The following is a 15327-nucleotide window of genomic DNA, read 5'->3' on the forward strand; positions in this document are numbered from 1 at the left end:
TCATTCGCCCCACAAAATGGGGAGTTTTCTTGGTGCGCTGCTAGATTGAGCGCAATAACCCGGCTGCGCTGCTTTATGAGAAGGGCCAGCCTAGAATGGAGTGATCCATGACGAAATTTCGTCCCCTTCACGACCGTGTAGTGGTCCGCCGCCTCGATGGTGAGGAAAAAACCGCTGGTGGCATTATCATTCCTGAGACCGCTAAGGAAAAGCCAATGGAAGGCGAGGTTCTCGCTGTTGGCTCTGGTGCCCGTAACGAGCAAGGCCAGGTTGTGCCGTTGGATGTTAAAGTGGGCGACCGTGTCCTCTTTGGCAAATGGTCCGGCACTGAGGTGAAGGTCAATGGGGAAGACCTGTTGATCATGAAAGAGAGCGACATTCTTGGCGTTGTTGGCTAAGGCTGCGCCCTCTCTTTAAATCCTGTTCTGACCTTTGTTTAAGGAAGTGATATTATTATGGCTGCTAAAGACGTAAAATTTGGTGCAGATGCTCGTGAGCGTATGCTCCGTGGTGTGGATATTCTCGCCAATGCTGTGAAGGTGACACTCGGCCCTAAAGGCCGCAATGTCGTGCTGGATAAAAGCTACGGTGCCCCGCGCATCACTAAGGATGGTGTCTCTGTCGCTAAAGAGATCGAGCTTGCTGATAAGTTCGAGAATATGGGCGCGCAGATGGTGCGTGAGGTATCCTCTAAGACCAATGATGTTGCTGGTGATGGTACCACAACAGCTACAGTTCTGGCTCAGGCTATCATCCGTGAGGGGGCTAAAGCTGTCGCTGCGGGCATGAACCCGATGGACCTCAAACGCGGGATTGATAAAGCCGTTCTGCGCGTTGTAGAGGAGCTGAAAAACCGCACTAAGAAGATTTCTTCTCAGGATGAGATTTCTCAGGTCGGCACAATCTCTGCCAATGGTGAGTCCGAAGTTGGTAAGATGATCTCCGAAGCTATGGGGAAAGTCGGCCATGAGGGCGTCATCACGGTAGAAGAGGCCAAGGGTCTGCATACCGAGCTTGATGTTGTTGAGGGCATGCAGTTCGACCGCGGTTATATCTCCCCGTACTTCGTGACAAACACGGAGAAGATGACCGCTGATTTGGAAAACCCTTACATCCTGATTCATGAGAAGAAGATTTCTTCCCTTCAGCCGATGCTGCCGCTGTTGGAGAGTGCCGTTCAGTCTGGCCGTCCGCTGCTCATTATCGCTGAGGAAGTGGATGGCGAGGCTCTGGCAACCCTGGTTGTCAATAAGCTGCGCGGTGGCTTGAAGATTGCTGCTGTGAAGGCTCCGGGCTTTGGTGACCGCCGCAAAGCTATGCTGGAGGACATCGCCATCGTCACAGGTGGGCAGGTTGTCTCTGAGGAAGTTGGCATCAAGCTGGAATCTGTAACGCTGGATATGCTTGGCACAGCCAAGAAGGTGCATATCGATAAAGAGAACACCACCATCGTTGAGGGTGCTGGTGCGGCAGAGGCTATCAAGGGCCGTTGTGCACAAATCCGCTCTCAGATTGAGGCCACAACCTCCGATTATGACCGCGAGAAGCTGCAAGAGCGTTTGGCTAAGCTTGCTGGTGGCGTTGCTGTCATCCGCGTTGGTGGTAGCACCGAGGTTGAGGTGAAGGAGCGTAAAGACCGCGTGGATGACGCCCTGCATGCAACCCGCGCTGCGGTTGAGGAAGGCATCGTCCCCGGTGGTGGTACGGCTCTGGCCCGTGCAAGCCTGCTGTTTGATGATCTCTCCTTCGAGAATGACGATCAGCGCGCTGGTGCCCATATTGTGCGCAAGGCTCTCCAAGCTCCGCTGCGTCAGATTGCCCATAATGCGGGTGAAGATGGTGCCGTGATTGCTGGTAAGGTGCTGGAGCTGAGCAATTATAACGAGGGCTTTGATGCTCAGAAGGGTGAGTATAAGGACCTCGTAGCGGCTGGTATTATCGACCCGACAAAGGTTGTGCGTACGGCTCTGCAGGATGCAGCCTCCGTTGCTGGCCTGCTCATCACCACCGAGGCTATGGTTGCCGAGCGTCCGGAGAAGAAGTCCGATGATGCTGCTGGTGCCGGTATGGGTGGCATGGGCGGAATGGGTGGCATGGGGGGTATGGGCGGCTTCTAATCGCTCATCCTTCCCCATCCCGGTCATGTGGCCGGGATGGCCACCTGTCACGACAGGTCAAAAGAAAAGCCCCGTTCCTTGCCGGAGCGGGGCTTTTTTTTATGCGTTGTTTTTGTGCGTTATGGGTTAAGAAACCCATTAATATCCTCCAACGCTTCAGCAAGAGGGAGTCTTTGGATGGGCACTCCCTCGGGGAAGGCGGAGAGTAAGCGGGAGGGCATGCGGCGGTCTAAAATAATGAACACCCCGCGGTCATCCGCACGGCGAATAAGCCGCCCAAAGGCTTGTTGTAGGCGCATCCGGGTGATGAGGTCGTCATAATCACCAGGCCTGCCGCCGGAGAGATGGCGGCGGCGTTCACGGTGGAGGATATCGGGCCGTGGCCAAGGGGTGCGCTCTAACACGACCATACGCAGGGCCTCACCGGGGACATCCACGCCATCGCGCATCGCATCTGTGCCGAGTAAGCAGCTATTGGTCTCGGTGCGGAAAACATCCACCAAGGTGGCGTTATTCATCGCATCAATATGCTGGGCATAGAGGGGGATGTGTTTCATCCCCAAAGGTTCATGAATACGGCGATGAACCTCTTTAAGCCGATTAATGGCGGTAAATAACCCTAACGCGCCGCCATGAGCAACTTCAAAAAGGGCTTGGAAGGCTTGCGCCTGCGCGGCAGGGCCTTTGGCGAGGTCGGTAATGATGTAAGCGCGGGTTTGATGGGCGTAATCAAAGGGACTCATTAAAGAAGCCCGCATAGGCGGCTTGAGGAAATGCGTCGTCCCTAGCCGCCTTTCAGCGCGTTCCCAGCCGTCTTTTTCATCATCATCAGCTTTGCGGTCCCGCAATGTTGCGGAGGTAATAAGCAGCCCGTGGGTGGTGCTTTGCAGTGTGCTGGCAAAGGGGATGGTAGGGTCTAACCAATGGCGGTTGAGGGCAATATCATGCCCCTCTTGCCCAAAGCGTGCCGTGGGTAAGGGTTCGCGATGGATGAAGTCCACAAAGGTGGGGAGTGTTGGGCTGAGGGGAGAGCTTGCAAGGATAGAGCGCAACATACTAATCCACCCCTGCAAACGGGAGAGGGCACGGCGGTAGAGGCTGCGTATTGCGCCTTCTATCCGTTGTTGAAAAGCGGTGTCGAGCTCCTCTTGGTCTTCCAACGCCTCACGAAGAATACGCAGGATGTCATCAAGCGGTGTGACAATCGCTTGCAGAGCAGTAAGGAGGGCCTCGGTTTGGTCTTTCAGAGTCGGGGGAATGGGGTGGAGGTCACATTCTTGCCGTGCATAGGCTCCATGCTCGCCTCGTGTTTGTAGGCTGATTTCTGCCAAGCGGGCATCAAGATGGGTATCAAGAGATTGAAGAAAAGCCTCTGCTGGCTGTTGTGCTGCGGCATCATCTAGGTTGGCTTCATGCTCGGCTTCCATAATAGGAGCATTGAGGCGGTTTTGCCGTGCCTCATGGAGCCGGTCGCTCCAACCGGGGCGGGGTAAGCCTTGCTGCGTGGCATAGACCAGTTTTTGGAAGGGGTCTTTTAGGGCAGGGAGAGCCTCTATGAGGTCCTCCATCCGGCGTAATAAGCCGCGTGCGCGAGAGCGGCTCCCTTCCGCACCGAGAATCCAACGCCGTAGCTCTGCGGTTTCTAACCCGGAGAAGGTGAGGGAGAAGGCACTATCGGCAGCATCGGGGATGTGATGGCCTTCATCAAATACATAACGGGAGGGGATGCCGTTTTCATCGGGCAAATTGCCGGGGGCAAGCTCTTGGGGGAGGAGGGCATTCCATGCCGCTTGGGAGAGGACGAGCGCATGATTAGCGATGACGAATTGGGCATGATGGGCACGGCGTATGCCATGCTCAATAAAGCAGCTTTGATAATGTGGGCAGGCCGAATGGATGCACTCACCGCGCCGGTCTGCCAGCATATTTAATAAACCACGTTGAAACAGCTCCCCAAACCAGCCGGGGAGGTCGCCCCCCATGAGGTCACCATCCTGCGTATGTTCAGCCCAAAGGGCAAGAAAGATAAGCGGGATAAGGCCATGTTGCTCATGCGGGGGGCGGTTAAGCCACGCATTTGTGAGGTCTTCCAAGTTTAAAAGGCAAAGATAATTCTCACGTCCTTTACGGATGACGGCTTGCTCCCGCCGCTCTATTGGGTCGGGATAGAGGCGGGCGAGTTCTTGCTCAATTTGGCGTTGTAGATGGCGTGTATAGGTGCTGACCCATACCGCTCCATCGTTCTTTTCCGCCCATAAGCTGGCTGGGGCGATATAGCCCATCGTTTTGCCTGTGCCTGTTCCAGCCTCGGCCAACATGATGTTGGGGGCGTTGGCAATATCGCGTGGGGCAAAAGCATAGCTGGCAGCAGAGGCAAAATCCGCTTGGCCGGGCCGTGGCTCTGCCGTGTGACCGAGCAAGGTGGCGAGGCGTTTGCGGGCCTCTTGCGGGTCCACCGGTTGGCTAGCGGCTTGGGGACGAGGCGCGCGCTCCTCCCATTGGGGGAGACGTTTCCATATCTTCAGCGCATCAATCTCTTGCGCGCGGTTGGGGGGTGTTGTGTCAGGCGATGGCGGAAGGGCCTGCGTGACGATGTCATGCCAGCTCCACCCTGCTTGCTTTAGGGAGGGAAGAAGGAGGCGAATTGTGGCAAGGTGATGAGGTGGACGCGCGGGGAGGTCATCAAGCAGCTTCTGCGCGATTTCATAAAGGCTATCAGCTTGGAGGGGCTGTGTATCCTCGGGGGCGATGAGGCCAAGCTCTAAGGCGAGGCCACGGGCGGTAGGGGTAACATTACGCGCAGGATGAATGAAAAGGAAAAGCTCCAGCAGGTCTAACCACGGGGCTGGTGGGGGTTCTGGCGGGAGGTCCAACAAGCGTAGCGTGGCCGGGCCGTGGATGAGCAAAGGCGGGGGAAGCTGGCGTAATGTGCTGCGCAGCTCCTCTAACGGTAAGTCCAGCATTTCCCCATCAGGTGTGATGAGGGAGGATAAGCCATGGCGGGCAATGAGAGCCGGGGCATCAAAAAAGGAGTGAAAAAGGCTGGGCATTGCTGCTACCATACACGCGAATGGTCTTTTCTGCGAGAGAGAAGACATGCCTCCCTCGCATTAGGATACTTGACCCGTAGAGTGTGGCTTCATAATTACCGTGGGATTATGACAAAACATTCACCGTCTTCTCAGACTGATTCGTCCCTTCCCAAGCTCTGGCCGTTTGAGGAAGCCCGCAAGCTCGCCGCCCGAGTGGCAGAGAGGGACCCTAGCAAACCGGTCTTGATGGAGACAGGTTACGGCCCTTCTGGTCTGCCGCATATTGGCACATTTGGCGAGGTAGCGCGGACAACATGGGTCCGTCAGGCATTTGAGGAGCTTACAGGCCGTAAGACCCGGCTCTTGGCGTTCTCTGATGATATGGACGCTTTGCGTAAAGTGCCGGGCAATGTGCCACAACAAGAGATGTTGGCAGAGCATCTCGGCTTGCCCCTCTCACGTATTCCTGATCCTTTTGGTACGCATGAAAGCTTTGCGGCCCATAATAATGCTCGCTTGCGTCAGTTTTTAGATGCCTTTGGCTTTGATTACGAATTCGCCTCAGCCACTGATTATTATACCTCCGGCATTTTCGATGCGGCTTTGAAGCGTGTTCTGGAGGAGCATGATCGCATTATTGAGGTCATCGCCCCTACATTGGGGAAGGAACGCCGCGCGACTTATTCCCCCGTGCTGCCCATCCATCCAGAGACGGGCCGTGTCATGCAGGTGCCTATCATCAGTGTGGATCCTGATGCTGGTACAGTGGCTTGGAAGGATGAGGACGGCAAGAGCTTTGAGACCTCTGTGTATGGCGGCCAGGCCAAAATGCAATGGAAGGCGGATTGGGCCATGCGCTGGTACGCCTTAGGGGTCGATTACGAGATGTCCGGTAAGGACCTCATCGATAGTGTGAAGCTTTCCTCCAAAATCTGCCGTATTTTGGGGAAAGAGCCGCCGCTAAATCTGACCTATGAGCTGTTCCTTGATGCTCATGGGCAGAAGATTAGTAAGTCCAAAGGTAATGGCCTCTCGGTAGAGGAGTGGCTGCGCTATGGCCCGGCGGAAAGTTTGGCGCATTATATGTTCCAGCAACCTACGCGGGCGAAGCGGCTTTACACCGATATGATTCCGCGTGCTACGGATGAATATTTGGCCCTTGTGCAAAAGGGCGAGCAGCAAACAGCGGAGGAGTTCCGCTCTAATCCGGTTTGGTTTGTGCATGATGGGACGTTACGCCCGCAAGATACCAGCCCGGTTTCCTTCACAGCTCTGTTGAATCTGGCTAGTGTGGCGAATGCGCGGGAGGTGGAGACGTTGTGGAAGTTCCTGCGCCGTTATGATGCGTCTCTCTCGCCAGAGACACATCCTTATGTGGCGCGGTTGGTGCAACATGCGTTGGATTATTTTAATGAACGCGTCCGCCCGACAAAGGTCTTCCGTGCCCCAACGGAGACAGAGCGCAAAGCGTTGGAGGATCTTGCCGCCACGCTAAAGACTGTACCCGAGACGGCCAGCCCGGATGATGTGCAAAATGTCGTCTTTGAAGTGGGTAAGCGGTATTTTGCCAAGTCAGAGCTGCGGTCATGGTTCGGTTGTTTATATGAGGTCCTACTGGGCCAGAAGGAAGGGCCGCGCTTTGGCATTTTTGCAGCACTCTTTGGGCTGAAAGAAACCATTGCTTTGATTGATGAAGCTCTAGCGCGCCCTGTAGATGCCCATGCTGGAGAGGCTGAAGGCTAAGATGGCCGAGCATGCCGGTACGCCGCAGGAGGAGCCTGCCCAAACGCTATGCTCTGTAAAGGGTAAATGGCTAAGGCGGTTGCTTACTCGGCTGCCTGCATTGGTCGGGCTGGTGTTGTTGGTCGCTGCCATTATTGTGATGTGGCGTGAGGTGCGGCATCTTTCCTTCCCCCAAATTATTGGGGGATTACGGGCTATCCCCGCTCTGAGTTTGTGGGAGGGGGCGGGGGCCACGCTGCTCTCTTATGGGATTTTATCGTTTTACGATGGTCTTGCATGTCGCCATGTGGGGGCGGGTGTCTCGTGGGGGCGTTCGGCCTTTGTGGCGTTTTGCTCCTATGTGTTGTCTCATAATTTAGGCTGCGCTGCGATATCAGGCACGGCGGTGCGCTATAGGCTGTATCGCAATTGGGGCGTATCGGGGCGAAAGATTGCCTCCATCGTTGCGTTTTGTTCAATTACATATTGGCTGGGGATGATTGGCTTAGTTGGGGTTATTTTGCTCACTCAGCCGGGCATTATCCCTTATATTCGCACGATGCCGCTTTGGGTGCCTAAGCTTGCCGGGGGTGGTTGCTTTGCTGTTTTGCTGGCTTATGTGCTTATCCCATGCTGGAAGCGCGAGATAACGCTTTATAAATGGACTTTGCCGCTCCCCACATGGCGTATCGGGCTGGGGCAGATTCTTGCGAGTATGGCCGATATGTCTGCCACGGCTTTGATCGCCTGGTGCGTGATGGGTCCTTTGCCTGCGGGATGTAACCTAACCTTTGGTGGGTTCCTCGCGATTTATATCGGGGCTTATACAGCGGGGCTTTTGGCCAATGTTCCCGGGGGCCTCGGTGTGTTTGATAGCACCATGATGCTGGCTCTCTCCCCGTGGTTTTCCATCCCTCATATTATGAGCGGCATCCTCGTTTTTCGCTTATTTTACTACATTATCCCCTTACTTGTGGCTGGGCTGATGTTCGCCGGGCATGAGCTAATGGTACGCGGGGCTCCCTTCTTAGCGCGCTTTGGTCGTGTGGTTGAGGCCAGCCAAGCGTTGCGTACGTCTGAGGGGGACTTCTCCACCATCGTGGCAACGGGCAGTCAGGCTGTATTAGGCGTAGCATTGGTGCTGTATGGGCTGCTTACGCCTCTCCCTGCGTTTCGTTCCTCTCTAGAAGGCGGGCTTATGCAAGGTGCGGCCTTTCTTCTGGTAGTCGCTGGGGTGGTGTTGATCGCCCTCTCCACAGGGCTTTCGCGCCGGGTTGCACTGGCATGGCGGCTCTCGGTGATTGTGTTGAGCGGCACGGTGGGGATTTTAATGTTACGGCAAGCCCATTGGGCCGTGTTTGTTGTGGTGATGGCCGTGTTGGTAACATTAATCCCGTTTCGGAAGGCTTATTATCGGCAGGCTTATTGGCGGGTAGAGCCATGTTCTCCCTTTATTCTTGCCCCTCTATCCTTATGGCTTTGCGGTTTGGCAGGGGTGAGGTGGATTGCACGCCAGCATCATTTAGGGCCGATTTGGTGGCGGGCAATGGTTTATGATGCCCATACAGCCATAGGCCGCTGGGTTTTGGGTGGCTCGGCTTTATGTTGCTTATTAGGGTTCGGCTTAGCCCTCCGGCGGGCACGTTTGCATGTGCAACCATGGACCCTGACGATGAGGATTCGTTATGCCTGTTTGCAAGATGCGCGATCGGCTCTCCCCATACCGCAGAGCCGTGGCTTAATGCCGGAGGGCATTGTCGCTGATGCAACAGGTACCGCGGCTTGTGCGGTGATGCGTTTAAGCCCTTTTCTGTTCTCAGAGCCTATTTTGCTATGCCTTGGGGGAGCGGTAGGAGCCCCTAAACAGCGGGCCGGAGCGATTTGGCGATTGCGCGATTATGCGGTGCAGGAAGGATGCCGTTTGGCTATTTTCCAATACGGCGCACGGCAGGCAGAGATTTACCGCTCTATTGGTCTGGAGGCGTTCTCTTTAGAGGCAGAAGATGGGTGGTTTTTGCTCTGTCGGGTAGAGGATTATCTAGCTTTACGGAAAGTCATCGGGCTTTGGGGATGAACCGAGCGCATCATCAAGGAGAAGGCTGGGGATAGCGGGATATTGTTCCAAAAGTTGAAAATGGTCCTCGCCGTGAGAATGGAGATGTTCTAGGAGCATGAGGTGATCAACCATCATGGGTGAACTGTGAAAGAGGTTATGACGTTGCACCCATGTCATAAGGTCGGTTGGGGCAGCGGGGTCGAGCCGTGCAATGGTCATTGCGGGGATGAAGGGGCGGCGCGGTGATGCAAAACCAGCACGTCTTAGTAAGGTTGAGAGCTTCTTTTGGAAGGTAATGAGTGCTTGCTTGGGCGTTATCCCAACGCTGAGCGTATCTTCAACCTCCCCTAAATGATGGCTGACCTCCTGCAATGTGATGGAAAAAGGCTCCCAGTGGAAATGGGAGAGCGTGGCATCTAGCTCCTCCAAAGTATGGCGTGCGGTGATTCGGCCTAAAGTGTAGAGAGGAATCATACAATGTGCAGGCGGGAGCCAGCGTACCTCATTTAAACTATCACGCAGCACGTTAAGTTCGTCTTGCATGGTAGCGGAGAGGGGGAGAGCGAGGAGGAAAGACATAGGGGGAGTGTAGTTCATCTTGACTTCAGCAGGAAAGACCCCACATTTTGCATAGGTTGGGGATGATGTATCCCTTTAGACTTATAGTTTAATTCCGGAACAGTGGGTATCATGGCTTTTTATTCCGATTTTGACTCCTCACGGGGATACTCGGCCGCTGCAGCGTTTGATGCTGGTTTGCGCGCTTATATGGTGCGCGTTTATAACTGGATGGCATTCGCTCTGTTTCTAACAGCCGTTACGGCTTATGCCGTGGTTCATACCTCTCTGCGGACGTTGTTTTTCCACGTGGTGCAGCGGGGAGACGAGTTTGTATTTGCCCCAACGGGCTTAGGTATGGTGGGGGTTTTCGCGCCGCTCGCTTTTGTTCTTGTGCTGTCATTTGGGGTTAATCGTCTCTCCCGCTCAACTGCGCAGATGCTTTTTGTGCTCTATAGTGTTGTTATGGGCATTAGTATGGCCTCTATATTGATGGCCTATACTGGGGCTTCTGTTGTGCGGACCTTCTTCATTACGGCATCGCTTTATGGTGTGATGTCCCTATGGGGCTATGTCACGAAGCGCTCTCTAATGGGGATGGGCTCTTTCTTAATGATGGGCCTGATTGGTCTTGTTATTGCCTCTCTTGTGGCGCTGTTTATCCCCTCACAAGGGATGACAACGGTAATCTCCTTCATCGGAGTGCTGATTTTTGTAGGGTTTACGGCTTACGATACCCAGCGCATTAAATTTTCTTATCAGAGTTACGCCTCGGCTTTGCCAGCTGAAGCATTGGGGAAGATGAGCGTGTATGATGCGCTCTCTATGTACCTAAATTTTGTTAATCTTTTTCAGTTTCTTCTTCAATTTACTGGGACGAGATCAGGTGGCCGTGACTGACTTTAGAAGAGTCGGAACATTGCATAAAATAAGAAAGGGGCCAGAGCTGCCCCTTTTTTGTTGCGATTTTTTGCGATTAGGAGGATAATGAGAAATTAAAATGCGTAGACTCTATTTTGTAATCTCATTGTGATGACATATAAGGAATGGCGGCTAACTGGTCTTTTTTGTAAGAAAGACCAAGGGGGTCTCTTTTTTTGTTGAAATTGACCCCTTGTAATCTGGGCCATTCCAGATGATTAAAAGTGGCGACACTGGGGCGTTTGTACGTCCTATATTTCATTAAGTACGGGGGGAGGTGTTCCCCCTCGTTGTCAGGATACGAACGGGAAAGGCACATATAAGATGACGACGTTCGATAGCAGTTGTGCTGTCCTGACTGTGTCAGAAAGTGTTCTGACCCCTTTTGTGGCAGAATAACAGATAGAGGCAGGATCCATGAAAAGACTCTGGCGATTTTTCCCGGCGTTGCCTGCATTGATGCTGTCGGGCTGTACGGTTGATCTTCTTCAACCCGCAGGTCCGATCGGGGAAGGTAATCGCGACATGATGGTGCTTGAATGGGCCGTCATGATGTGCGTTGTGGTTCCAGTAATTATTGCGACCCTCATATTTGCGTGGAAGTACCGGGCATCTAATGAGAAGGCCGAATATTTGCGGAACTGGTCACATTCAAACAAGATTGAGGTATTTATCTGGGGTGTACCCATCCTCATCATTCTTGTTCTGAGTGGCTTTAACTATTGGAGCACGCATTATTACGACCCGTATAAGCCTATCTCTAAAGAGATGCTGGCTAAAGTTGGTGCGCCAAATGCAAAACCGCTCCGTGTGGAAGTGGTCTCTCTGGACTGGAAATGGTTGTTTATTTACCCAGATCTCGGGATTGCTACCATCAATGAGCTTGATGTTCCCACAAAGACTCCTCTGGATTTCCGGATTACGTCTGATAGTGTGATGACATCCTTCTTCATCCCTCAGCTTGGGTCTCAGATCTACAGCATGGCAGGTATGGAGACGCAGCTCCACCTATTAGCAAGCCGTCCGGGTAACTATCAGGGTGAGGCCGCTCAATATACAGGGCCGGGCTTCTCTGATATGCGCTTCCGCACGATTGCTATGCCCCAAGAGCAGTTTGAGGCATGGGTGCAGAGCGTCCATAACACTGAAAATCCGTTCGTAGCTAAAGAGGCACTGGACGCACAAACTTACCCGAAATATCAGGCCCCGCCGGCTGTCTCTAACGAGGTAGCACCAAAACCGGCTCCGGTTCTGTATTTCTCCAACGTGCAGTCCGGCTTGTTTGAGAGCATTGTTGCGAAATACAATGTTGGCAACAATGCCCACGGGAAAGATAGCAAACCTATGGGTGATATGCCTATGGATACGCATTCTGACTCTCAGATGGCTGCGCCTTCTAATACCGGCATGTGAGGACTAATCTAAAGATGCTCGGAAAACTTACCCTTTCTGCCATACCGTATGATGTGCCGATTCTTGTCGGTACATTTATTGGTGTGGCTGTAATCGGGATTGCCGTGCTTGCGGCAGTCACTTACTTTAAAAAATGGGGTTATTTGTGGCGCGAGTGGTTAACCACCGTTGACCATAAGAAGCTTGCCGTTATGTACGTCATCCTCGGCCTTGTCATGCTTGTGCGTGGCTTTGCTGATGCGGTGATGATGCGTACGCAGCTTGCCCTTGCTTACGCTGGTAACCCCGGTTACCTGCCGCCGCACCATTATGACCAAGTCTTCTCCGCTCATGGCACGATCATGATTTTCTTCATGGCCATGGTGATTATGCAGGCTTTGTTCAACTTCGTGGTGCCGCTGCAAATTGGTGCGCGTGACGTTGCATTCCCGCTGATTAACTCAATCAGCTTCTATATGACGTTGGTCAGTGCTATCCTCATCAACATCTCCCTGTTTGTTGGTGAGTTCTCCAATGTTGGTTGGCTTGGCTACCCGCCAGTCTCCGAGTTGCAGTTTAACCCCGGTGTTGGTGTGGATTATTACATCTGGTCTGTGCAGATTTCCGGTATTGGGACGCTGCTTACCGCTGTAAACTTCATCACAACGATTGTTAAGCTCCGCGCCCCCGGCATGAAGTGGATGCATATGCCTGTCTTTACATGGACGGCATTCTTCTCCTGCATCATGATCCTGACGACCTTCCCGGTTCTGACGGTCTCCATGGCGTTGCTGGCACTGGATCGTTACGTTGGGATGCACTTCTTCACCAATGATGGTGGTGGTAGCGTTATGCTCTACCTGAACTTGATTTGGTCTTGGGGTCACCCAGAGGTTTACATTCTCATCCTGCCTGCTTTTGGTGTCTTCTCCGAAATCGCAGCAACCTTCTCCGGCAAGCCGCTCTTTGGCTATGCCACGATGGTTATTGCAACGGGTATAATCACCTTCTTAGGCAGCATTGTGTGGGTGCATCACTTCTTCACAATGGGTGCTGGGGCAGATGTGAACACCTTCTTCGGTATTATGACGATGTTCATCGCCGTGCCGACAGGTGTGAAAATCTTCAACTGGCTCTTTACCATGTATAAGGGGCGTGTCCGTTTTGAAGGCCCGATGAACTGGATTGTCGGCTTCATGATCACCTTCTCCATCGGTGGTATGACCGGTGTGATGATGGCGATGCCTGCAGCGGACTGGGTGATTCATAACTCCCTCTTTTTGGTGGCGCACTTCCATAACGTGATTATCGGAGGTGTGTTCTTTGGTTATGTTGCTGGTCTGAGCTACTGGTTCCCGAAGGTCTTCGGCTTTAAGATGCGCGATGTTTGGGGGAAATGGGCGTTCCGTTTCTGGTTCGTTGGTTTCTACGTCTCCTTCATGCCGCTTTATGTCGTTGGTCTGGAGGGTATGACCCGCCGTATGAACCATTATGACAACCCTAATTGGCATCCTTGGTTGCTGGTGGCTTGTGTTGGTGTGTTCATTTTGGCGGCTGGTGTGGCATGTCAGGTCATCCAATTTGTTCTCGCAGCGTTTGATGCGGTGAATAAAAAGCCTGATGCGCTAGACCTAACAGGCGATAACTGGGGCTCTGGCCGTACGCTGGAGTGGTCTTTGCCTTCCCCTGTACCGCATTATAACTTTGCTCGTTTGCCGGTCGTTCGCGGTTTGGATACATTCCATATCGAGAAGGAGCTGGGTCGCCCAGCACCATTGGCTGAGCTAGAGCCTATCCATATGCCAAAATACTCTGCCGTTGGTCCTGTCCTCGGGGCTTGCGCGCTGGTGATTGGCTTCGCCCTTGTCTGGCATATTTGGTGGGCTGTGATTGCGGGGCTAGTGGTATCCTTCTTCACTGTGGTTCACCGTAGTGCGAATTTGGATATCGACTTCTACGTCCCTGTAGAGGAGATCCGCGCTGATGAAGAAGCTTTTGCCAAGCGGCTTGCCGCTGCTCAGGCAGCAGAGTAAAGGGAGGCGATGAAAACCATGTCTTACGACACAACTCACGCATCCGTTGCTCATAACGAGGAGCATGAGCATCATCAGCAGGAAACCACAATTTTTGGTTTCTGGGTCTATTTGATGACGGACTGCATCATTTTCGGCACGTTATTTGCCGTTTTTGCATCGCTCTGCCATCATTTTGCTGGTGGGCCAACGGGGAAAGAGCTGTTCGACATCAAGAATGTTGAGATCGAAACAGCTATCCTGTTGCTCTCCTCTATTACCTACGGCTTCGCGTCTATTAATGCGCATAAGAAGAACAAAGGTGCCGTGTTGGTTTGGCTGTTGCTGACCTTCATCCTCGGTGTCTCCTTTGTCACCCTTGAGATTAAAGAGTTCCATGAACTCGTAGCTCATGGGGCAGGGCCGGATAAATCCGCCTTCCTGTCTTCTTTCTTCACGTTGGTGGGGACGCACGGGCTGCATGTCACGATTGGCCTTATCTGGATGTTCATTTTGTTCTTCCAGGTTATGGGCAAGCAGGGGCTTAGCACTCGGATGCAAACAAAACTGACATGCTTGAGCTTGTTCTGGCATTTCCTTGATATTGTTTGGATTTGCGTCTTTTCCTTCGTCTACCTGGGGAGTGTTGTCTAATGAGCGAGAATCATACGACATCGCACGAAGGTGAGAGCCACGGCTCTTACGGCTCCTATATTGTTGGGTTTGTTCTTGCTGTTATCCTGACAGTGGCGTCTTTTGCCACTGTCTTGAGCAAGGCCTTCGCCTTCTGGCAGACGATTGCCATTCTTGCTGTGTTGGCGACAGTTCAGGTTGTTGTGCATCTGGTCTTCTTCCTCCATATGGGGACGAAGAGCTTGTCTCAGCGTCAGAATCTTGCTGCCTTCATCATCACAGTGTTGATGGTTGCAGTGGTGATTGCGGGTTATCTGTTTGTCCTTTGGGATGCCCAGATGAATATGATGCCCGGCTGATACGCCGTTTCATCTTTCAAGATGAGAAAAAGCCGGTGGGGGCCAACTCCACCGGCTTTTTATGTCTGGATGATTAGCGTAAGAAAAACCCCCGGAGAGTTCAGCTCATCCGAGGGTTTATTATAGGGCGATAAGAGGGGGGGTTAGTCCTTATGAGGCTCCTCAGAGAGCATCTCCCGCTTACCTTCTTTACCGTTCCATTCTTCACGGTCAGCCGGTGGGGTCCCTTTTTGGGTTATGTTAGGCCAAATTGTGGAATATTTGGCGTTAATCTCCATCCAGTCCGCAGAGCGTTCATCACTATCTGGGAAGATGGCTTCTGCGGGGCATTCAGGTTCACATACGCCGCAATCGATACATTCATCAGGATTGATGACAAGAAAGTTCTCACCCGCGTAGAAGCAGTCAACAGGGCAGACTTCCACACAATCCATAAACTTGCAGCGCACGCAGTTTTCTGTGACCACATAGGTCATGATTGCCGTCTCCGGTTTGGTGTTACAGGCCAGCCGAACGGCCCCTTTT

The 15327-nt window shown here is 53.0% G+C and carries 12 protein-coding genes; 9 read left to right on the forward strand and 3 right to left on the reverse strand.

What is annotated here, in order from left to right; genetic code table 11:
* The first annotated feature begins 107 nt into the window (after positions 1 to 107).
* Positions 108 to 398: a co-chaperone GroES gene (gene groES / locus GM556_RS02900; protein ID WP_099026048.1), complete on the forward strand. Its 291-nt coding sequence runs from the start codon at positions 108 to 110 to the stop codon at positions 396 to 398.
* 57 nt (positions 399 to 455) lie between these two features.
* On the forward strand, positions 456 to 2117 hold the full coding sequence (groL, locus tag GM556_RS02905) for a chaperonin GroEL (protein WP_099026047.1): 1662 nt from the start codon (positions 456 to 458) through the stop codon (positions 2115 to 2117).
* A gap of 119 nt (positions 2118 to 2236) precedes the next feature.
* On the opposite strand, the gene GM556_RS02910 is transcribed toward groL, so the two are convergent.
* Positions 2237 to 5179, reverse strand: coding sequence for an ATP-dependent DNA helicase (locus tag GM556_RS02910; protein WP_230873258.1), 2943 nt, complete (start codon positions 5177 to 5179; stop codon positions 2237 to 2239).
* A gap of 96 nt (positions 5180 to 5275) precedes the next feature.
* Between GM556_RS02910 and GM556_RS02915 the strand changes: the two genes are divergently transcribed.
* Positions 5276 to 6892, forward strand: a complete 1617-nt coding sequence (locus GM556_RS02915) for a lysine--tRNA ligase (protein WP_155579200.1) — start codon at positions 5276 to 5278, stop codon at positions 6890 to 6892.
* 1 nt (position 6893) lies between these two features.
* Positions 6894 to 8945, forward strand: coding sequence for a lysylphosphatidylglycerol synthase domain-containing protein (locus tag GM556_RS02920; RefSeq protein ID WP_155579201.1), 2052 nt, complete (start codon positions 6894 to 6896; stop codon positions 8943 to 8945).
* On the opposite strand, the gene GM556_RS02925 is transcribed toward GM556_RS02920, so the two are convergent.
* On the reverse strand, positions 8916 to 9524 hold the full coding sequence (locus tag GM556_RS02925) for a 2'-5' RNA ligase family protein (protein WP_155579202.1): 609 nt from the start codon (positions 9522 to 9524) through the stop codon (positions 8916 to 8918). The two genes, GM556_RS02920 and GM556_RS02925, sit on opposite strands and share 30 nt — an antisense overlap.
* 93 nt (positions 9525 to 9617) lie before the next feature.
* Here GM556_RS02925 and GM556_RS02930 point away from each other — a divergent pair, with 93 nt between their 5' ends.
* The 5 genes from GM556_RS02930 (at position 9618) to cyoD (ending at position 14802) form a co-directional block, all read left to right on the forward strand.
* A complete protein-coding gene (locus tag GM556_RS02930; RefSeq protein ID WP_155579203.1) occupies positions 9618 to 10385 on the forward strand; it encodes a Bax inhibitor-1/YccA family protein in 768 nt (255 codons plus the stop codon).
* A gap of 480 nt (positions 10386 to 10865) precedes the next feature.
* Positions 10866 to 11819: a ubiquinol oxidase subunit II gene (cyoA, locus tag GM556_RS02935; protein ID WP_155573500.1), complete on the forward strand. Its 954-nt coding sequence runs from the start codon at positions 10866 to 10868 to the stop codon at positions 11817 to 11819.
* A 14-nt stretch (positions 11820 to 11833) separates the two neighbouring features.
* A complete protein-coding gene (gene cyoB / locus GM556_RS02940; protein ID WP_155573003.1) occupies positions 11834 to 13831 on the forward strand; it encodes a cytochrome o ubiquinol oxidase subunit I in 1998 nt (665 codons plus the stop codon).
* 18 nt (positions 13832 to 13849) lie between these two features.
* Complete coding sequence (cyoC, locus tag GM556_RS02945) at positions 13850 to 14464, forward strand: cytochrome o ubiquinol oxidase subunit III (RefSeq protein ID WP_155573004.1); 615 nt, start codon at positions 13850 to 13852, stop codon at positions 14462 to 14464.
* On the forward strand, positions 14464 to 14802 hold the full coding sequence (gene cyoD / locus GM556_RS02950) for a cytochrome o ubiquinol oxidase subunit IV (protein ID WP_155573005.1): 339 nt from the start codon (positions 14464 to 14466) through the stop codon (positions 14800 to 14802). Before cyoC ends, cyoD begins: the two co-directional genes overlap by 1 nt.
* Before the next feature lie 143 nt (positions 14803 to 14945).
* On the opposite strand, the gene fdxA is transcribed toward cyoD, so the two are convergent.
* On the reverse strand, positions 14946 to 15278 hold the full coding sequence (gene fdxA, locus GM556_RS02955; RefSeq protein WP_155573006.1) for a ferredoxin FdxA: 333 nt from the start codon (positions 15276 to 15278) through the stop codon (positions 14946 to 14948).
* Positions 15279 to 15327 lie beyond the last annotated feature (49 nt).

Source organism: Bombella sp. ESL0378 (genome assembly GCF_009725845.1).
In the GTDB taxonomy this organism is placed as follows: Bacteria; Pseudomonadota; Alphaproteobacteria; order Acetobacterales; family Acetobacteraceae; genus Bombella; species Bombella pollinis.